Raw genomic sequence first — 18,626 nt, forward strand, 5'->3', positions numbered from 1 at the left:
CTGACTAGAAGATGGTCCCACGTGAGGCCGAAAAGCACTGCGGCTTTTCGCACCTTTGGGGTACGTATAGATACATTACGGTCCCCACACCCACCCGTCAAAACGCCCCCCACCCGGGCGTGTCGCAACCCCGCATCCGCTCCCCAGCCCACGCAGGCCGGCCCTCGCCTGTTGAGAGAGCTCGTTATGATTCGGGGGCGTCGACCACGAAGAGTTCGCTCACAGAGTTGTAGTACTGGTCGGTTCTGCCCTGATGCGTCATGCCGATGCGCAGGCAGACACGCTGCGAGGGGCGGTTACTCGGAGTCGTGACGGCCACCACTCGGTCGAGCCCGGTCTTCCAGCCCTCGGCCAGTACCGCAGCTGCCGCTTCGGTCGCATAGCCGTTATGCCACGCGTTCGGGTGAAAGTGCCAGCCGATCTCGGTGTCCCCGGACGGCTCGAGCGGCGCGACCGGGCTCGAGGCCGGAATCGACTTGAGCAGCAGGTTGCCAAATATTTCGCCGGTGTCGGCATCCGTTACCGCCCGAACGGCGTGAATGGGATGCTCCATTCCCGCCCAGTGCTTGATCACCGCGATCGCCTCGGCGCGATCTGTCATCACTCGTGGATGCAACCCGATGTGTTGTTGCACAGCCCACAGTGAGTACAGCCCGAAGATGAAATCGGTGTCATCGAGTGTCCAGGGACGCAGCAACAGGCGTTCGGTTCGAAGAGTTTCCACGACGACATCTTGCCACCCCCACCTGCCACCACGCGCAATGCCGACTGTCGCTGCGGTCGCGTTATTGACGGGTTGCGCCTCATACCCCGGCAGGCAGCGGATGACACGCCGCTAGGCCGAACTACTCGACGAAAATTCCCGCGAGCGTTTTCTTGCCGCGACGCAGCACCGCTACTCCCCCTGGGAGCACTGATCCTTCAATGGTCAGGTCGACACTCGTGACCTTCTCATTGTTCAGGTACACCCCACCCTGTTGTACGGCGCGTCGGGCCTCACCGATACTCTTCGACAGTTCGGTGTCCACGAGCAGCTGCAGCACCGTAGCGTGCGGCGACGTCGTGGTGTGTGGAAGTTCGCGCAGGGCAGCCTCGAGGGTGTCGGGATCCAGCTCGGCGAGGTCGCCCTGACCGAAGAGTGCCTCGGCGGCGTGGATGGCAGCATCCGTCGCTGCGTGCCCGTGCACCAGGCTGGTCACTTCCAGTGCAAGCCGGCGCTGCGCTTCACGCCGGAACGGTTCGTTTTCGACGAGCTCGGCGAACCGCTCGATTTCACCGCGGGAGAGAAAAGTGAACACCTTGAGCCGAAAGACCACGTCGGCATCGTCGGTGTTGAGCCAGAACTGGTAGAAGGCGTAGGGGCTCGTGAGGTTCGGGTCGAGCCACACCGCGTTGCCCTCGCTCTTGCCGAACTTGGTTCCGTCGCTGTTGGTGATGAGCGGGGTGCCGATGGCGTGCACCGTGCCGCTTTCGGCGCGACGGATGAGATCGGTTCCGCTCGTGAGGTTGCCCCACTGATCGCTGCCGCCGGTTTGCAGCACGCAGCCGTAGCTGCGGAACAGCTCGAGGTAATCCAGGCCCTGCAGTATCTGGTAGCTGAACTCGGTGTAGCTGATGCCCGCGTCGGAATTGAGGCGCGCGCTGACGGCATCCTTCTTCAGCATGGTGCCCACACGGTAGTACTTGCCGATTTCGCGCAAAAAATCGATGGCGCTCAATGGCGCTGTCCAGTCCAGGTTGTTCACGAGCGTGACGGCGTTGTCGCCCTCCGAACTGAGAAACCGCGATACCTGAGCCTGCAGGTAACCGACCCATTCCGCGACGGTGTCGGCGGGGGTGAGCGTGCGCTCGGCCGTGGGGCGCGGGTCGCCGATGAGACCGGTCGAGCCTCCGACCAGGCCAAGCGGATGGTGTCCCGCCAGTTGCAAGCGCCGCATCAGCAGCAACTGCACCAGGTTACCGAGGTGCAGGCTCGCTGCGGTCGGGTCGAATCCGCAGTAGTAGGTGATCGGGTCACCGTCGAGCAGAGCCTTGAGCTCGGTCTCGTCGGTGGAGACGTGCACGAGGCCGCGCCAGTTGATCTCCTCCCACACCGAGTCGAAGGAGGGATCATTGGTCTGCTGGGCGAGAATGGTGGGGTCTGACACGCGCTTTAGATTATCAGCCGGGGCAGTTGCCCGAAGTACTGGCAGCATCCGTTCCTTTGCAGATTACTTTAGGTTAGAGCCTATAATCAGCTTGATTTAGCCTGTGGGCTTAACTATGCTGAATGTAGGACGGAGCCTGAGACCATGTTTGTCATCACCGCCGACCAGATCGGCAGCCGTAACGATCACGATCGCGCGCGGGAGATGATCGCGCAACTCGTGGCGCAGAGTCCCGACGCGTTCAGCCTGCCGCCCGACCAGACGGCCGGTGATGAAATTCAGTTGCTCCTATCGGCGGCCCGGCCCACGCTCGACGCGATTCTCGCGCTGCATCGTTCCGCCCATTGGAGCGTTGGGCTCGGTGTCGGAACCGTGCGCACCCCCCTACCGGCGTCGACCAGACAGGCCACCGGCGGCGCTTTCATCGCGGCCCGCGACGCCGTGCTGCGCGCTAAAAGAACCGAAGCGCACTTTGCGCTCGAGGTTGATCCGACACATGCCGCCTCCGGCGGCATCGAGGCGCTCTTCACCATGCTCCTGCTGCTGCGTCAACGTCGAACCCCCCAGGGCTGGCAGGCCGGCGACCTATTCGAAGCCGGATTGGCCCAAATCGATATCGCTGCCGAACTCGAAATCACGACCGGTGCCGTGAGCCAACGGCTTAAAGCCGCGCAGTACCGGGTTGAGCAGGCGGCGCGGCCGGCGTTGGTTAGGCTGCTGGAGCAGCTCGATCATCTCCCGAATGAAACGGATAAATCCGCATGACCTTCACCGTCCTTACATTTCTCTACTGGGTCGCCCTGCTTCTGGTCACGCTCGCCTCGCTCACCTGCGCCGCGATCGCCTTCAAACTGCACCGACAGATCTTCGCGATCTGGGCCATGGCAGGTCTCGTCGTTGCCCTCCTGCTCGCCGCGGTGACCGTTGGCGCCGGCCCGAGCGCCTTCGGCATCGTGATCGGCATGCTCGCCGTCGCCCTCGCCGTGATCGGGGGCGGCCCGATCGCAGTACTGGCGCTCGATCTCGCCACCAACAACTCGGTACCGCCGGGCCAGCATGGCGGCATCATGGTGCTGAACGCCGGCAAACCCGCCCCCACCATGGCCGGGGTCAGCGACCCGGAGACCCACGAGGTGCTGCGCGGAGGCGTAACCATCGGCATCCTGGAACGCCTCGCCGTGGCTGGCGCGATCCTGGCCGGTTTTCCCGAAGCGATCGCCGTTGTCGTCGCCATCAAGGGTGTTGGCCGCTTCACTGAGTTGGCCGCGGCCGAATCGCGTGAGCGGTTCATCATCGGCACCCTGTCGAGTCTGATCTGGGCGTGCGCCTGCGCCGCCCTCGTACCAATGGCCCTGACCTAACTGCCGGCTTAGCTTTTCGCAGGCCAAGCTGAGCGCCGCCGAATCGGCATGGTCTACCGGCTGAGGGCGGCCGTCAGGTCGCGCACGCGGGCCACGAGGTGGGCACGCTGTTCGGCGACGCGTACGGATGCGGTTCCGCCGGCACCGTCACGACTCTCGACCGATCCGCGAATGGTGAGCACCTCGCGCACCTGGGGTACGAGGTGCGGCGAGATCGCGAGCAGCGCCTCGTCGTCAACTTCGTGCAGGTCGAGTCCGTTGGTCTCAGCGAACTTCACCAAAGAACCGGTGATTTCGTGGGCGTCACGGAACGACACGTGCCGTTTGACCAGCCATTCCGCGACATCCGTGGCGAGGGAGAACCCCTGCGGGGCGAGTTCGGCCATGCGCTCGGTGTGAAAAGTCAGGGTGGCGACCATGCCGGTGAAGGCGGGCAGCAGCACTTCGAGGGTGTTGATCGAGTCGAAGACCGGTTCCTTGTCTTCCTGCAGGTCGCGGTTGTAGGCGAGCGGAAGACCCTTGAGCGTGGTGAGCAGCCCGGTGAGGTTGCCGATCATGCGGCCGGATTTGCCGCGGGCCAACTCGGCGATGTCGGGGTTCTTCTTCTGCGGCATGATCGACGAGCCGGTGGAGTAGGCGTCGTCGAGGGTGACGAAACCGAATTCGCGGGTGTTCCAGAGAATGATCTCTTCGGCCAGACGCGACATGTCGATGCCGATTTGCGCGGTGATGTAGGCGAATTCGGCGACCAGGTCGCGGCTTGCGGTGCCGTCGATGGAGTTCTCGACCACGGCGGCGAAACCGAGGTCCACGGCCACGAGGTGCGCGTCGAGACCGAGGGTGTTGCCGGCGAGGGCGCCGGAACCGTAGGGGGACGCGTCCGCTCTGCGATTCCAGTCCGCGAAACGGTCGAGGTCACGCACGAGCGGCCAGCAGTGCGCCAACAGGTGATGGGCGAGCAGCACCGGCTGGGCGTGCTGCAGGTGCGTGCGGCCGGGCATGATGGCGCTTTCGTGCGCTTCGGCCTGGGCAGCGAGGGCATCAATGAGTTCAATGACCAGCGAGGCGAGGGTGGCGGCGTGGTCGCGCAGCCACATGCGCACGAGCGTTGCGACCTGGTCGTTGCGGCTGCGGCCAGCGCGGAGCTTGCCGCCAATCTCAACGCCGATGATGTCGATCAGGCCCCGCTCGAGGGCCGAGTGCACGTCTTCATCGGCTTCGGCCGGCAGAAATTCGCCGGCCACGACGGCGCGCTCGAGTTCTTCGAGCGCGCCGACCATCTGGGTCAATTCGGTGTCGGTGAGATACCCGGCGGCGGCCAGGGCCCGGGCATGCGCGCGGCTGCCCTGCAGGTCGTATTCGGCCAGCATCCAGTCGAACTGGGTCGACTTGCTCAGCCGCGCCAGTTCCAGCGACGGTCCCCCGGCAAAACGGCCGCCCCAGAGGGCGCCGGCCTTGCCGGCGCGGTTCGCGTTCTTCTCACTCGACACTTCGGTGTCCTACTTTGCGGCGGCGTCGCGTCGTGCGGCCACCTTGCTCGGCAGCGACCACAGTTCGATGAAACCCTTGGCCATGGTCTGGTCGAAGGAGTCGCCGGTGTCGTAGGTGGCGAGGTTGAAGTCGTACAGGCTGGTCGTGCTTGAGCGCCCCGTCACGACGGCGCTGCCGGCGTGCATTTTCAAGCGGATATCGCCCGTCACGTACTTTTGCGTGTCTTCGATGAACACGTCGAGGCTCTTTTTCAAACCGGAGAACCACAGGCCGTCGTAGACGAGCTCGGCCCACTTGCTCTCGACGCCGCGCTTGTAGCGGGCAACGTCGCGCTCCAGGGTCATGTTTTCAAGCTCCTCGTGAGCGGCGATCAAGGCGATACCGGCCGGAGCTTCGTAGATCTCGCGGCTCTTGATTCCGACCAGACGGTCCTCGACGATGTCGACGCGGCCAACACCCTGATCGCCGGCGAGGCGATTCATCAGCTGAATCATTTGCAACGGGGAGACCTTCTTGCCGTCGATGGCGACGGGCACTCCCTGCTCGAACGAGATGACAACCTCGGTGGGGGCGCGGGTGACCGACGGGTCCTGCGTGTAGGTGTAGAGGTCTTCGATCGGCGCGTTCCACGGGTCTTCGAGGAAGCCGGTTTCAACGGCGCGACCCCAGACGTTCTGGTCGATGGAATACGGGCTCTTCTTCGACTGCGCTATGGGCAGGTCGTGCTTTGCTGCATACTCGATGGCCTTGTCACGGGTCAGTTCGAAGTCGCGCACCGGGGCGAGCGAGGTCAGCTCGGGAGCAAGGGCGGCGACGGCCGCTTCGAACCGAACCTGGTCGTTGCCCTTGCCGGTGCATCCGTGGGCGACGCTGTCGGCGCCGAGTTCCTTTGCGGTCGAGGCGAGGTACTTGGCGATCAGCGGACGGCTGATGGCCGAAACGAGCGGGTAACGCTTCTGATACAGGGCGTTCGCCTTGAGCGTCGGCACGATGTAGTCGTTGGCGAACTCGTCCTTGGCGTCGATGACGATGGATTCGACGGCGCCGCAGTCGAGGGCCCGCTGACGGATCACGTCCATGTCTTCGCCCTCCTGTCCGACGTCGACGGCGAGGGCTACGACCTCTTTGCCGGTAGCATCCTTGAGCCAGCCGATGCCGACCGAGGTATCCAGTCCGCCCGAGTATGCGAGTACAACGCGTTCCGCCATGGTTCTCCCTAAATCTTGATCTGTCTAAAGTTTACGTGCTGGGGCCCGCGCCCCCGTTCGTCCGGCCGGTTCCCTCACTCTTTCCGGGCCCGGGCCCGGAAAGCAGGCCCATGATCTATCGTGGGCCCAGTTTCCGGGCCCGGGCCCGGTCGAAGACGTTCGCGGATGCCTGCGGCTGGGACGGTCAGGCCGCGTTCTGCGCGAGCAGCCAGACCAGCAGCGCCTTCTGGGCGTGCAGGCGGTTCTCGGCCTCGTCCCAGATAATGCTCTGCGGCCCGTCAATGACGTCAGCGGTCACCTCGTAGCCGCGGTCGGCCGGCAGGCAGTGCATGAAGTGCGCGCCCGGCTTGGCCAGGCCCATCAGAGCGGCATCGACCCGATACTGACCGAGGTCCCCGAGTCTGGTGGCCTTCTCGTCTTCCTTACCCATCGAGACCCAGGTGTCGGTGATGACCACGTCGACGCCGGTGACGGCTTCGCGTGGGTCGGTGAACAGCGCGACCGAGCCACCGGTGCGGGCGGCGATGGCCGTCGCATCCGCTACAACCTGGTCGTTCGGGGTATACCCGGCCGGAGACGCGATGCGCACGTGCATGCCGGCAGTCGCGCCCGCCAGGAGGTAGGACTGGCCCATGTTGCAGGCGCCGTCGCCGAGAAAAGCAAGAGTCTGGCCGACGAGGTCGCCACGGTGTTCGCGGATGGTGAGCAGGTCGGCGAGCAGCTGGCAGGGGTGAAAGTCGTCGCTGAGCGCGTTGATGACGGGCACGGTCGTGCCGAGCGCCATTTCTTCGAGTCCAGCCTGGCCGTAGGTGCGCCAGACGATCGCGGCGACCTGGCGTTCGAGCACGCGGGCCGTGTCGGAGGCGGTCTCTTTGCCACCGAGCTGGCTGTTCGCGGTGCTGATAATGAGGGGGCTACCGCCGAGGTCGGCGATACCGACCGCGAAGGACACCCGGGTGCGCGTGGAGGACTTATCGAAAATAACCGCGACGGTCTGCGGGCCGGCGAGCGGGCGCACCGCAAATCGGTCTCGCTTCAGCTCCAGGGCCAGATCGAGAATCTCGGCCTGTTCGGCCGGGGAGATGTCGTCGTCGCGCAGGAAATGGCGGGTCACGGTGTCACTTTCGGTTGTCGAGCAATAGGTGAGCGGATGCTGCTCCCAAGGTGAATAGTCCCGCACCGGTCGCAACCCGCGCAAAGTGGGATTCGTCCAGCCTAGAGGCTGGCCAGTGCACGCCCGAACCGCTCCGTGAAGTCAGCGAGTTCGGTATCCCCGACGATCAGCGGTGGGGCGACGCGAATGCTGGTCTCGTTGGCGGCATTGATGATGAGCCCCTGGGCGAGAGCAGAGGCGCCGAGCTTCAAAGCAACCGGCTCGGTCAGGCCAATGCCGAGCAACAGTCCTCGCCCGCGTACCTCGTCGATCAGTGGCGAGTTAAAGCCGAGAATGATCTCGCGCAGCTGCTGGCCGCGGCGGGCGGCGTTGGCGGCCAGATTGTCACGTTCGATCACACCGAGCACGGCGTTCGCGGTCGCGGTCACGAGCGGGTTCCCGGCGAACGTCGAGCCGTGCTGGCCGCGACGGAACAGCTCGGAGGCCCAGCCAAAGGTGACGAGCGCGCCAATGGGAATGCCGCCGCCCATCCCCTTGGCGATGGTGACGGCATCCGGAAGAATGTCAGCATGGTTGTAGGCGAACCAGGCGCCGGTACGGGCGATCCCGGTCTGGATCTCGTCGAGGATGAGCAGCACGCCGTGCTCGGTGCACAGCTCACGGGCACGCTTCAGGAACCCCTCCGGCAAGTCGATGACGCCCGCCTCGCCCTTGACCGGTTCGAGGAACAGGGCGGCGACGGTGTTGTCGATGGTCGCCTCGAGGGCTTTGACCGTACTGTCGATGTGTTCGACACCGCCGGGCACGGGTTCAAAGGCCTCGCGCATGTGCGGCTTACCCGAGAGGGCGAGCGCGCCCATGGTACGACCGTGAAAGGAGTCGTGCAGTGAGATGATGCGGCTGCGATGTCCTTTGTTGTTGAGCCTGGCCAGTTTGAACGCCGCCTCGTTGGCCTCCGCGCCGGAGTTGCAGAAGTACACGCGGCCCGTGTCCCCGGCGCCCGTGAGACGCTTGAGGCGTTCGGCCAGTTCAATCTGCGGCGGCGTGGCGAAATAGTTGGAGACGTGGCTGATCGTACCGATCTGCTTGGTCACGGCAGCAACGACCTCGGGATGCGCGTGACCGAGCGAATTCACGGCGATGCCGGCGAGAAAGTCGAGATACTTCGTGCCCTTCTCGTCCCAGACGTAGCAGCCCTCACCGCGCACGAGCATGGCCAGCGGCGGACTGAACGTGCGCATCATCGAATCGGCGAACCGATCCTGCCAGGAATCTTCAGTCATGCCGGTACTACCTCCGTGCCGATGCCGCTTCCAGTGAAAATTTCGAGCAGGATCGAGTGCGGCACCCGTCCGTCGATGATCGCGGCCTTGGCGACGCCGCCTTCGACCGCGTCGAGGCAGGCCGTCATTTTGGGAATCATGCCCGATTCCAGTTCCGGCAGCAGACCGCGCAATTCGAGCACATCGATGATCGACACGAGCGAATCCCGGTTCGGCCAGTCGCGATAGAGTCCGGCGACGTCGGTGAGAATCACGAGCTTGGCCGCGCCCAGCGCGATCGCGAGCGCGGCAGCAGCAGCGTCGGCGTTGACGTTGAGGGACTGGCCCGGAACATCCGTATCGGGAGCGATCGACGAGACCACCGGTATGCGGCCGGCCGCGAGCTGGGCGAGCACCGCTTCGGGGTCGACGCCGATGACGTTGCCGACAAGCCCGAGATCGACCTCTTCACCGTCGATGACCACGCCGCGCCGTCGTCCGCGGAACAGGCCGGCATCTTCCCCGGAGAGTCCGGCGGCGAGGGGGCCGTGCTGGTTGATGTGACTGACCAGGTCGCGGTTGATCTGGCCGGTGAGCACCATGCGCACCACGTCCATCGCTTCGGGCGTGGTCACCCGGTAGCCGCCGCGAAACTCGCTCTCGATACCGAGGCGCGCCAGCATGGCCGATATCTGCGGGCCGCCGCCGTGCACGACAACCGGACGAATGCCCGCGTACCGCAGGTAGACCATATCTTCGGCGAACGAGCGTTGCAGCTCCTCGCTCACCATGGCGTTGCCGCCGAACTTCACGACAATGATCTGGTCGTGAAAGCGTTTAAGCCACGGCAACGCTTCGATCAGCGTCGCCGCTTTAACGGATGCTTCGGCCTGGCTGCTCTCGTCGGCGTTAGTTCTCGGTGTTTCGGTCATGATCAGCTCGAGTACGCGCTGTTCTCTTCGACGTAGTCGTGGGTGAGGTCGTTGGTCCATAGGGTGGCCGTTTCGCTGCCGGCATGCAGGTCGATCAGCACAGTCACGCCGCGGCCCGACAGGTCGACGAGCTCGCGCGGCTGGTCGGGCTCGCCCGCAGTACACACCTGTACCCCGTTGATGGCGACGTCGATGCCGTAGGGGTCGAAGGCGGCGTGCTCCACCGGAACCGTTCCGACGGCGGCAAGCACCCGTCCCCAGTTCGGGTCGTTGCCGAAGATGGCCGACTTGAACAGGTTGCTGCGCGCAACAGCACGGGCCACGGTCACGGCCTCGTCGTCGGAGACCGCGTTGGTGACGGTGATCGCCACGTCGTGCGCGGCACCCTCCGCGTCACTCTGCAACTGCAAGACCAGGTCGCGGCAGATCTCGACGAGGGCGGCGTTGAATTCGTTCTGGTCGGCGGCGACGCCGCTGGCCCCTGAGCAGAGCAGGCTCACGGTGTCGTTGGTCGACATGCAGCCGTCGGAGTCGAGGCGGTCGAAGGTGACCCGGGTGGCGGCGCGAAGCGCCGTGTCGAGGTCGGCCGAGTCGAGCACAGCGTCGGTGGTGATGACCACGAGCATCGTGGCAAGCCCCGGAGCCAGCATGCCTGCTCCCTTGGCCATGGCGCCAATGCTCCAACCGGCAGCAGAGGTGTGCGCGGCCTGCTTCGGTCGGGTGTCGGTGGTCATGATCGCCTGCGCGGCCAGAAGGCCGGCTGCGGGCGTCGTTGCGGCATCCGTTTTGATGTAAAGTGTGGCGTCCCAGACGCCGGCGGTGACGCGGTCGAAGTTGAGCTGTTCACCGATCAGGCCGGTGGAACAGACCAAAACGTCGCCGGAGGAGATGTCGAGGCGGGTCGCAACGGCTTCAGCGGTGGCATGCGTGGTCTGAAAGCCCATACTGCCGGTATAGCAGTTGGCGCCGCCCGAGTTGAGCACGATTGCGCTGACCCGGCCGTCACTCATGACCTGGGTGCTCCAGATGACGGGGTTGGCCTGGCAGCGGTTGCTGGTGAACACCGTCGCGGCGTTCTGCAGCGGACCGAGGTTGTGCACGAGGGCGAGATCGAGCCCGCCGGACTTTTTCAGGCCGGCGGTGACGCCGGCAGCAGCGAAACCGGCGGGAAGGGTGACACTCACGGAGCAACTCCATTCATGGTCAGACCGAGCGTTTCAGTCAGACCGAGGGCAATGTTGGCGGATTGGATGGCGGCGCCGGCGGTGCCCTTGACCAGATTGTCGATGGCCGTGATGGTGACAACGCGGCCGGCTGCTTCGTCGACGGCCAGTCCGATCAACGCCGTGTTGGCGCCGAGTACATCGGCCGTGCGCGGAAAATGTCCCTCGGGGAGCAGGTGCACAAATGGTTCGTCGGCGTAGGCGCTCTCCCAGGCGGCCCGCACGGCGGCGGCGCTCGTTCCGGGTACCAGCCGGGCGGTCGCCGTCGCGAGGATGCCGCGCGACATGGGTACGATCACCGGCGTGAACGAGATGGTGGCGTCGGTGGCGCTTCCGGCCCAGCGCAGCGACTGCACGATCTCGGGAATGTGCCGGTGCGTGCCGCCGATAGCGTAGGGATTGGCCGAGCCGAGGATTTCGGCAGCGAGATTCGGCAGCTTGAGACTCTTGCCGGCACCGCTCGGGCCGACCGCGAGTACGGCGACGAGGTCTTGCGCTTCGATCACGCCGGCGTGGATGCCGGGGGCTAGGGCAAGCGCAACCGTGCTGGCGTTACAGCCGGGCGCTGCGATTCGGCGCGCGCCGGCGATTTTGTCACGCTGTTTGCCGTTGGGCGTGATCAGTTCGGGCACCCCATAGGTCCAGGCGCCGAAGTAGTCGCCGCCGTAGAACGCTGCCCAGTCGTCGGGTTTTTCGAGGCGGTGATCGGCGCCGCAGTCCACCACGAGGGTCTCGGCGGGCAGGTGCGCCGTCAGCTCGCCGGATTTTCCGTGTGGCAGGGCCACGAAGACCACGTCGTGGCCGCTGAGATTCTCGGGGGTCGTGTCGACGAGGGTCAGGTGGGCGAGGGAACGCAGGGATGGTTGCACATCGACCAGGCGCTGCCCGGCGTTACTGTGCGCGGTGACGGTGCGCACCTCGAATTCGGGGTGACCGGCAAGCAGCCGCAGCAGTTCGCCGCCCGCATATCCGCTCGCGCCCGCCACTGCCACCGAAAAAACCATATGTTAAACCTAGCGCGGCCCCGGCGGCACCGTTTCCGCGCTCGCGCGGGGCATCATGCGTGCGGCGGGCATCCGCTAATGTCGCGGACCTCGTTCGCGGCACGCGTTTGAGAAGGTGGCACGTGTTCAAACCAGTGCCAATCTCTCAAGCACGTGCCGCGACAGAACGGATGCTGCTCCTCCACAGCCCAGACTGGCGCCAGCCGTCCACACATCGCCCCCACACCGACTTGGACGTCGCGTCCCGCAGCACAGTGACCGCATGCGAGAAGTCTTCGAGACCTGTGATGCCCTCTACAACGGTTTGATCCCGGCCGAGGCGCTGCGTGCCTCGGGCATGAACTCCCACACCGTGGATTCGCTCCTCAAATGTGGCGAGCTCGTGCGCGTGAGTCGTGGCTGGTACACGTTGGGCCGCAGTGGCAGCAGATGGGTGCCGATGGGCGGTACCGGCTCGTCGTGCGGGCTACAGCTGCCCGAGCGGAGCGAGATTGGATCTATTCGCATCAGTCCGCCGCAGCGCTGCATGGTCTGCCGATGATCGGCCCGTGGCCGCGAGCAGTGCACGCCGTCGATCCTGGTGCCGCCGGGGGCAGCAGTTCGAAGCTGTTCACGACACACCGCGGGCCGGTCGACCCCGGCGCACTGGTCATCGACGGTGTCAGGGTGACGAGCCTCTCGCGAACCGTCGTCGATATGGCGGCCTGGTCAAGTTTTCTCGTCTCGGTCACGATGATCGACCACGTTCTTCATCACGAGGCCGCGCGCGTATCGGCAGAAAGAGACGCCGGGATCGTCGGCGCCCCACGGATCACCCAGGGTTCGCTCCTGACCGAGCTGGATTCGGCGCATCCGCGAAATGGGCACCAGGCAGCCGCGCGCGCCATCACGTTCGCGAACGGCCTCTCGGCCAACCCCGGGGAGTCGCTCGGGCGGGTGCGATTCGAGGAATTGGGCTTTGAAATTCCCGAACTTCAAGTGCGTTTCGACGTAGGCGGATGCACCTACTACGTGGACTACTTCTGGCGCGGGGTGCGCAAGATTGGCGAGTTCGATGGCCATATCAAGTACACCCGTGCGGCCGTTATGGACGGTCGTGACGCAGTTCAGGTCGTGGTGGACGAGAAGGACCGCGAGAGCCTCTTGCGTCCGCTGGTCAGCAGCTTCGACCGTTGGGGCTGGAAGCTCGCACTTTCACCGCACGCGTTCTACCGATTCCTCATGGACAAGGGCGTGCCACGAGCACCAACGAGGGGCCGCAGCTGACTCGGGGGCGCCTGAATGCGGCTTCGCGGCACGCGTTTGAGAAGCCCGCACGTGTTCAAACCAGTGCCAGCTTCCCAAACACGTGCCGCCACACGCGGATGCCGCGGGCCGGCGCCGAGACAGCAAGTCGCGGCGTCCAGTGGTCCCGACCGTCCCAACCGTCCTGGTCACGGGCGCGGCACGCGTTTGAGAAGCCCGCACGTGTTCAAACCAGTGCGAACCTCCCAAACACGTGCCGCCACACGCGGCGCGGCTACTCGCGCAGGGTCGCCCCAAAGCGATCCCCAGCGAGGGCAACCCCGGACAGGCGGGCGGCACTGGCCTCGGCGGCGGTCAGTGTGCGTTCCTCGCCGCGAAAACGCAGTGCGAAGGTGAGCGACTTCTGGCCTGGCATGACTCCGGCACCGCGATAGTCGTCGACCAGATCGATGGTCTCGAGCAGGTCGCCGGCCCCCTCGGCAACGACCGCGCGGAGGGCGGCAGCCGGCACCGAAACCGAGACGACAAGGGAGAGGTCCTGCGTCGCGGCGGGCATCGTGCGGATCGGCGTGACCGTCAAATCACCGCCGGCCTGCGCGAAGACGAGCCCGAGGTTGATCTCGGCAACGGCCACGACAGCGGGAAGGTCATAGTCGTCGGCAACAGTGGGAAGTAGTTCTCCGGCGAATCCCACCGACACGGTCGAAGCCGAACCGGTCCCGTCCTGCACGGACGCGGCCGGCAACGTGACGAACAGTTCGGCGGTGCGACCCGGGTGCATCGCCGGGTGCTGGCCCTGCCGTACCTCGATGCGCACGCCGGTGGCCAACGCCACCTGCTGCGCAGCGGCCAGCGCAGATCGCCAGCCCGCGGCAACGGCGGGCTGTTCGGGTTGGTGCCGAACGTCATTGCCGACGAGAACGATCCCGACCAGGAGCGGCTGCGGCACAATTCCCGCGTTCAGGTGCGCCTCCGCCTCGGCGCTGGGACGCCGAGCGCCGGCCGGAAGCGCGGCCGTGCCGTATCTCACCCCGGCCTCGGGCCGAAAGACCAGTCCCTGCTCGTAGATGGCCACATCGACCAGTCCGCGTGAGCGGTTGCGCTGCGCGATCTGCAACAGGCCGGGCAGCATCGAGGTGCGCAGGAACGGCGCCTCGCCGTCGAGCGGGTTAGCAACCTTTATCTGCGGCACAGGAAGCGGCACCGAGATCGACAGAGCGGATGCCACATCCACCGTGCTCGCGCCAGCATCCACTGCGCCAGCAGACACTGGAGCGGGTGAAACGGCCACGCCGAACAGATTGTTCGCGCGCTCGGAGACGAACGGGTAGGTCAGCACCTCGAAGTGACCGGTGGCCGCGAGTGTCTGCGCAACCGTGCGTCGCAGGGTCTGGGTGAGCGTCAGGCCACGGCCGGACGGTGCGACGGGCAACACCGAGGGGATACGGTCATAGCCGACAATGCGGGCGACCTCCTCGGCGAGGGTCCATTTATCGGTGAGGTCGGGGCGCCAGCTCGGCGGGGTGACCTGCAGGTCGCCGTCAATTTCGGCCAGCGAAGCACCGACGTCGACCAGGGCATCGCGCACTTCGTCGCCGGTATAGGCGAGGCCGATCAGGCCCGACACGAACCCGGTCGGCAGCAGAATCGGCTGTGGCACTGGAGCCTCGTCGTAGACCGAACCGAGATCGTCGGCGACTCCCCCCGCGAGGTCCACGAGCAGCTGCACGACGCGGGCCGCAGCGACAGCGGCCACGCGCGGGTCGACACCGCGTTCAAAACGCTTGCTCGCCTCGCTCGGCAGCTTGTGGCGACGGGCCGAGCGCGCGATCGACACCGGGTCGAAGTTGGCGGCCTCGACGAGCACGTTGACGGTCTGCGCGCTGATCTCGGTGCTCGCCCCGCCCATCACGCCAGCCAGGCCGATGGGCCCGGATTCATCGGTGATCAGCAAATCTTCGACGTTGAGCGTGCGGGTGACCGCATCGAGCGTGGTGAACTTCTCCCCGGTCGTCGCACGCCGCACGATAATGCCGCCGGCCAGCTTGTCGAGGTCGTAGCCGTGCAACGGCTGGCCGAGCTCGAACATCACGTAGTTGGTCACGTCGACAACGAGCGAGATCGAGCGGATACCCACCAGCCCCAGGCGCGCGATCATCCAGGCCGGGGTGGGCCGGGTCGGATCGACGCCGCGCACAACGCGGGTGATGAACACGCTTGCTCCGATCCGGTCCCGGATCGGCGCCTGGTCGTCGATCGTCACCGGGAACCGGGTGACCGGGGCCACGACGGTCAGTGCCAGCGCGGGGTCCCGGAACGGCACACCGGTCGCGTGCGAGTATTCGCGGGCAACGCCGCGAACGGAGAAGGCGTAGCCGCGATCCGGGGTGACATTGATCTCGACGGCACTGTCGTCGAGGCCGAGCAGGGGAATCGCATCCGTTCCGACCGGGGCGTCGATGCCGAGCGAAGCCAGCAACAGAATTCCGTCGTGCTCGTCGCCGAGGCCGAGTTCACGCGCGGAGGCGATCATGCCATCGGAGACGTGACCGTAGGTCTTGCGGGCCGCGATCGGAAAGGGGCCCGGCAGCGAAGCGCCGGGCAGGGTCACGACGACCTTGTCGCCAACGGCGAAGTTGTGGGCGCCACAGATGATGCCGTGGATGGCGGGACCGCCGTCAGCGGCGAGCTCGTCGCCCGGCGCAACCCGCACCTGGCACCAGTTGATCGTCTTGCCGTTGCTTTGCTCTTCGCCGACGAATTCGAGCACCTCACCAACCACGATCGGGCCGGACACTTGGAAGCGGTGTATGTCTTCCTCTTCGAGGCCGACGCTCACCAGGGCAGCATGCACGTCTTCCGGCGTGGTGCCGGGGGCAAGGTCGACGAATTCGCCGAGCCAGGAAAGTGGAACCCGCATTAGACCGTCATCCCATACTGCTGGCTGAACCGAATATCGCCCTCGACCATGTCGTGCATGTCCTTTACGTCATTTCTAAACATCACTGCTCGTTCCACGCCCACACCGAACGCGAATCCGGAGTACACCTCGGGATCGATTCCGGCGGCGCGCAGCACGTTGGCATGCACCATGCCACAGCCGCCCCACTCGATCCAGCGTGCACCGTCCTTGAAGGTGGGGTGCCAGATATCGAGCTCCGCACTGGGTTCGGTGAACGGAAAGTAATTAGGGCGCAGACGCACCTTTGCTTCTGGACCAAACAGGGCCTGCACGAAGTGGTCCAGCGTGCCGCGCAGGTTGGCCATGGTGAGGCCCTTGTCGATGGCAATGCCCTCGATCTGGTGGAACACGGGCGTGTGCGTGGCATCGAGTTCGTCGGTACGAAACACCCGTCCGGGCGCAACCACGTACACCGGCAGCTCGCGCGAGAGCAACGCGCGCAGCTGCACGGGTGAGGTCTGCGTGCGCAAGACGAGGTGGGCATCCGTCGGTTCGACAAAGAACGTGTCCTGCATAGCGCGGGCGGGGTGGTCCTCGTCGAAGTTCAGCCCGTCGAAGTTGAACCATTCGCTCTCGAGCTCTGGCCCTTCCGCCACTTCCCAGCCCATCGCGACGAAGACGTCGGCGGCTCGTTCACTGAGCAGCGAGATCGGATGCCGCGCCCCGGCCTTCCAGGTCGACGCTGCGGCGGTGACGTCCACCGTTTCGGCAAGCAGGCGGGCGGCGGCTTCAGCGCTACCGATGTCGTCTTCTCGGGCGGTCAACGCCTTGGTGACGGTGCCGCGGGCCTGGCCCACGAGCTTGCCTACTGCAGCCTTCTGGTTGCCGGGCACACTGCGCATCAGGGCGTTCAGCTTCGACAGCGGTGAAGACTCCCCCGCATGCTCGCTGCGCACGAGCTTGAGGGCGGCGGTGGTGTCGGCGGCGGCAATGGCCGCCAGTCCGGCGTCAACCGCGATGTTGACGGCGGCTTCCGAGATCAACGGCTCTGCTGGTTCGGCTGACATGGTGGGCTCTGGGGGAACGCTGGGAACAGACACAAGGCCCAAGTTTAGTGCGTGCAACGGACCGGCCCGCCCGGCACGGCCCCGTGGGCCGGAACGGGCATCCGCTTGCCTATGCGGCTTCGTTGACCAGTTGCTGCGCCCTGATGTTCTTGGCGGGGCCACGCTTGGTGCGCACCTCGATGAACTTTGCGAGGCCCGCCAACAGCAGGCAGAGCGAGATGTAGATAGCCGCGACGACGATGGTCGAGGGGATGATCGGTGACCCGAGCTGCACCTGTGTGCCGTAGGACTTAGCCAGATACAACAGCTCCTGGAAGGTGACGATGAATCCTAGGGCAGTGTCCTTGAGCACGACGACGAGCTGCGACACGATCACCGGAGCCATGGCACGCAGAGCCTGCGGCAGCAGGATCATGCGCATGACCTGAGTCTTGGTCATTCCAATCGCGTAGGCAGCCTCGGCCTGCCCCTTCGGCAGCGATTCGATGCCGGCGCGAAACACTTCAGACAGCACGGAACCGTTGTACAGCGTGAGCCCGGTTACGACGGCAATGAAGGGGGTGACAAAGGTGTAGCCGAGCGGCGGAAGGCCGTAGTACATGATCATGATCAGGATCAGCAGCGGAACAGCGCGGAACAACTCAACGAAAATGTAGGTTGGCGCACTGATCCATTTATGCTTCGAGACCCGGCCGACCATGAGCAGCAGCCCGAGTGTGAGACTGAGCACCGCGGCGAGGCCGAATGCGCTCAGCGTGGCGAGTGTGGCTTCGACGATCTTGCCCTGCGCATATGGAACGGTGAAGATGTCCCATTTTTGTGCAGTGAACTGGTCCGTTGCAATGAAGCGATACAGAATGAAACCAAAGATGGCGAGCACGACGAGCAGGGTGACCGCACCGATGTAACGGTGGCGCACGCGAGCGCGGGGGCCGGGAGTATCAAACAACACGTTACTCATCGCAACACCTTCAAACGGTTCTCCAGCATTCGCTGAACAAAGGATAGAACGGCCACGAGCAGGATGAAGAACAAGGCTACCCAGAGCAGAACGACGATGGCGGGTTCACCGCGCTCGGACAGGCTCGCACGAATGTACCCGGCCTCGGCGACGGAGAAACCCGCGGCAACCGTGGTGTTCTTGAGCAGCGCTATGAACACACTCATCATGGGCGGAATCACGGCGCGAAACGCCTGCGGCATCAAAATGTGCGACATGCTTTGGCCGAAGGTGAGCCCGATCGCACGGGCAGCTTCCGCCTGACCGAGCGGAACCGTGTTGATACCGGCGCGGAGCGTCTCGGCGACGTAGGTGGCGGTATAGAGTCCCAACGCGAAGATCGCTAACGTGGTGTAGCTGACGTTGGGGAGATCAAGCTTGGGGTACCCGAAAGCGAAGAAGAACATGAGCAGGGTCAGCGGGGTGTTGCGCACGAGGTTGACATAGCCGGTGCCGACCCAGCGCATGGGGGCGACGGGAGAAACGCGCATGGCGCCGACGATGGTTCCGAGAATCAGGGCGAAGAGGGCGGCCCAGAGGAACACCTGCAGCGTCAAAGTGAACCCGTCGACGAAGACGTCGAGGTTATTGAGCAGTGTGTCCATGGGCCGAACCTCTCCTTTCATTCTTGATATGACAAGTCGATACGGGTCGGTGGCAACAGCGTGCC

17 protein-coding genes are annotated in these 18,626 nt (G+C 65.1%); 4 read left to right on the forward strand and 13 right to left on the reverse strand.

What is annotated here, in order from left to right; translation table 11 throughout:
* Nucleotides 1–184: 184 nt before the first annotated feature.
* Both E3T51_RS08200 and tyrS read right to left on the reverse strand, forming a co-directional pair.
* Nucleotides 185–724, reverse strand: coding sequence for a GNAT family N-acetyltransferase (locus E3T51_RS08200; protein ID WP_134529435.1), 540 nt, complete (start codon nt 722–724; stop codon nt 185–187).
* Nucleotides 725–845: 121 nt separating this feature from the next.
* Nucleotides 846–2,147, reverse strand: a complete 1,302-nt coding sequence (tyrS, locus tag E3T51_RS08205) for a tyrosine--tRNA ligase (protein ID WP_241989230.1) — start codon at nt 2,145–2,147, stop codon at nt 846–848.
* Nucleotides 2,148–2,291: 144 nt separating this feature from the next.
* Between tyrS and E3T51_RS08210 the strand changes: the two genes are divergently transcribed.
* The gene (locus E3T51_RS08210; protein ID WP_134529437.1) at nt 2,292–2,912 is read left to right on the forward strand and encodes a DNA-binding protein; all 621 of its coding nucleotides are present in this window, start codon (nt 2,292–2,294) and stop codon (nt 2,910–2,912) included.
* A complete protein-coding gene (locus E3T51_RS08215; protein WP_104192382.1) occupies nt 2,909–3,508 on the forward strand; it encodes a hypothetical protein in 600 nt (199 codons plus the stop codon). Before E3T51_RS08210 ends, E3T51_RS08215 begins: the two co-directional genes overlap by 4 nt.
* A gap of 53 nt (nt 3,509–3,561) precedes the next feature.
* Here E3T51_RS08215 and argH read toward each other — a convergent pair whose 3' ends face one another.
* The 7 genes from argH to argC all read right to left on the reverse strand — a co-directional run bounded on the left by argH (nt 3,562) and on the right by argC (nt 11,742).
* Nucleotides 3,562–4,998 carry an argininosuccinate lyase gene (argH, locus tag E3T51_RS08220; protein WP_134529438.1) on the reverse strand — a complete coding sequence of 479 codons (1,437 nt, stop codon included), beginning with the start codon at nt 4,996–4,998 and terminating at the stop codon, nt 3,562–3,564.
* 9 nt (nt 4,999–5,007) lie between these two features.
* Nucleotides 5,008–6,207 (reverse strand): argininosuccinate synthase, encoded by a 1,200-nt coding sequence (locus tag E3T51_RS08225; protein ID WP_092111682.1) that lies wholly within the window; start codon nt 6,205–6,207, stop codon nt 5,008–5,010.
* A 184-nt stretch (nt 6,208–6,391) separates the two neighbouring features.
* Nucleotides 6,392–7,321 carry an ornithine carbamoyltransferase gene (argF, locus tag E3T51_RS08230; protein WP_134529439.1) on the reverse strand — a complete coding sequence of 310 codons (930 nt, stop codon included), beginning with the start codon at nt 7,319–7,321 and terminating at the stop codon, nt 6,392–6,394.
* 101 nt (nt 7,322–7,422) lie between these two features.
* Nucleotides 7,423–8,604 carry an acetylornithine transaminase gene (locus tag E3T51_RS08235; protein ID WP_134529440.1) on the reverse strand — a complete coding sequence of 394 codons (1,182 nt, stop codon included), beginning with the start codon at nt 8,602–8,604 and terminating at the stop codon, nt 7,423–7,425.
* Nucleotides 8,601–9,515, reverse strand: coding sequence for an acetylglutamate kinase (gene argB, locus E3T51_RS08240; RefSeq protein WP_134529441.1), 915 nt, complete (start codon nt 9,513–9,515; stop codon nt 8,601–8,603). Before argB ends, E3T51_RS08235 begins: the two co-directional genes overlap by 4 nt.
* A gap of 2 nt (nt 9,516–9,517) precedes the next feature.
* Complete coding sequence (argJ, locus tag E3T51_RS08245; protein ID WP_134529442.1) at nt 9,518–10,699, reverse strand: bifunctional glutamate N-acetyltransferase/amino-acid acetyltransferase ArgJ; 1,182 nt, start codon at nt 10,697–10,699, stop codon at nt 9,518–9,520.
* On the reverse strand, nt 10,696–11,742 hold the full coding sequence (gene argC, locus E3T51_RS08250; protein ID WP_134529443.1) for an N-acetyl-gamma-glutamyl-phosphate reductase: 1,047 nt from the start codon (nt 11,740–11,742) through the stop codon (nt 10,696–10,698). The genes argJ and argC overlap by 4 nt, the downstream gene beginning before the upstream one ends.
* A gap of 262 nt (nt 11,743–12,004) precedes the next feature.
* Here argC and E3T51_RS08255 point away from each other — a divergent pair, with 262 nt between their 5' ends.
* Together E3T51_RS08255 and E3T51_RS08260 are read left to right on the forward strand one after the other, a co-directional pair.
* The gene (locus E3T51_RS08255; protein WP_134529444.1) at nt 12,005–12,283 is read left to right on the forward strand and encodes a type IV toxin-antitoxin system AbiEi family antitoxin domain-containing protein; all 279 of its coding nucleotides are present in this window, start codon (nt 12,005–12,007) and stop codon (nt 12,281–12,283) included.
* Entirely contained in the window at nt 12,280–13,008 is a 729-nt protein-coding gene (locus E3T51_RS08260; protein ID WP_134529445.1) for a hypothetical protein, read from the forward strand. The genes E3T51_RS08255 and E3T51_RS08260 overlap by 4 nt, the downstream gene beginning before the upstream one ends.
* Before the next feature lie 253 nt (nt 13,009–13,261).
* Here the strand turns inward: E3T51_RS08260 and pheT are convergent, their stop codons facing one another.
* The 4 genes from pheT to E3T51_RS08280 all read right to left on the reverse strand — a co-directional run bounded on the left by pheT (nt 13,262) and on the right by E3T51_RS08280 (nt 18,561).
* The gene (gene pheT / locus E3T51_RS08265; RefSeq protein WP_134529446.1) at nt 13,262–15,907 is read right to left on the reverse strand and encodes a phenylalanine--tRNA ligase subunit beta; all 2,646 of its coding nucleotides are present in this window, start codon (nt 15,905–15,907) and stop codon (nt 13,262–13,264) included.
* Nucleotides 15,907–16,956: a phenylalanine--tRNA ligase subunit alpha gene (gene pheS / locus E3T51_RS08270; protein ID WP_134529586.1), complete on the reverse strand. Its 1,050-nt coding sequence runs from the start codon at nt 16,954–16,956 to the stop codon at nt 15,907–15,909. Before pheS ends, pheT begins: the two co-directional genes overlap by 1 nt.
* A 109-nt stretch (nt 16,957–17,065) precedes the next feature.
* Nucleotides 17,066–17,917 carry an amino acid ABC transporter permease gene (locus E3T51_RS08275; RefSeq protein WP_134529447.1) on the reverse strand — a complete coding sequence of 284 codons (852 nt, stop codon included), beginning with the start codon at nt 17,915–17,917 and terminating at the stop codon, nt 17,066–17,068.
* Entirely contained in the window at nt 17,914–18,561 is a 648-nt protein-coding gene (locus E3T51_RS08280) for an amino acid ABC transporter permease (protein WP_134529448.1), read from the reverse strand. The genes E3T51_RS08275 and E3T51_RS08280 overlap by 4 nt, the downstream gene beginning before the upstream one ends.
* Nucleotides 18,562–18,626 lie beyond the last annotated feature (65 nt).

It is taken from the genome of Cryobacterium serini (assembly GCF_004404025.1).
GTDB classification, from domain to species: domain Bacteria; phylum Actinomycetota; class Actinomycetes; order Actinomycetales; family Microbacteriaceae; genus Cryobacterium; species Cryobacterium serini.

Bases quoted from the DNA above. Each gene is read 5' to 3' on its own strand.
- E3T51_RS08215 (WP_104192382.1), top strand. From the start codon at position 2,909: ATGACCTTCACCGTCCTTACATTTCTCTACTGGGTCGCCCTGCTTCTG.
- E3T51_RS08225 (WP_092111682.1), bottom strand. From the start codon at position 6,207: ATGGCGGAACGCGTTGTACTCGCATACTCGGGCGGACTGGATACCTCG.
- E3T51_RS08275 (WP_134529447.1), bottom strand. From the start codon at position 17,917: ATGAGTAACGTGTTGTTTGATACTCCCGGCCCCCGCGCTCGCGTGCGC.
- argC (WP_134529443.1), bottom strand. From the start codon at position 11,742: ATGGTTTTTTCGGTGGCAGTGGCGGGCGCGAGCGGATATGCGGGCGGC.
- E3T51_RS08280 (WP_134529448.1), bottom strand. From the start codon at position 18,561: ATGGACACACTGCTCAATAACCTCGACGTCTTCGTCGACGGGTTCACT.
- argB (WP_134529441.1), bottom strand. From the start codon at position 9,515: ATGACCGAAACACCGAGAACTAACGCCGACGAGAGCAGCCAGGCCGAA.
- E3T51_RS08210 (WP_134529437.1), top strand. From the start codon at position 2,292: ATGTTTGTCATCACCGCCGACCAGATCGGCAGCCGTAACGATCACGAT.
- E3T51_RS08260 (WP_134529445.1), top strand. From the start codon at position 12,280: ATGATCGGCCCGTGGCCGCGAGCAGTGCACGCCGTCGATCCTGGTGCC.
- pheS (WP_134529586.1), bottom strand. From the start codon at position 16,956: ATGTCAGCCGAACCAGCAGAGCCGTTGATCTCGGAAGCCGCCGTCAAC.
- E3T51_RS08255 (WP_134529444.1), top strand. From the start codon at position 12,005: ATGCGAGAAGTCTTCGAGACCTGTGATGCCCTCTACAACGGTTTGATC.
- E3T51_RS08235 (WP_134529440.1), bottom strand. From the start codon at position 8,604: ATGACTGAAGATTCCTGGCAGGATCGGTTCGCCGATTCGATGATGCGC.
- pheT (WP_134529446.1), bottom strand. From the start codon at position 15,907: ATGCGGGTTCCACTTTCCTGGCTCGGCGAATTCGTCGACCTTGCCCCC.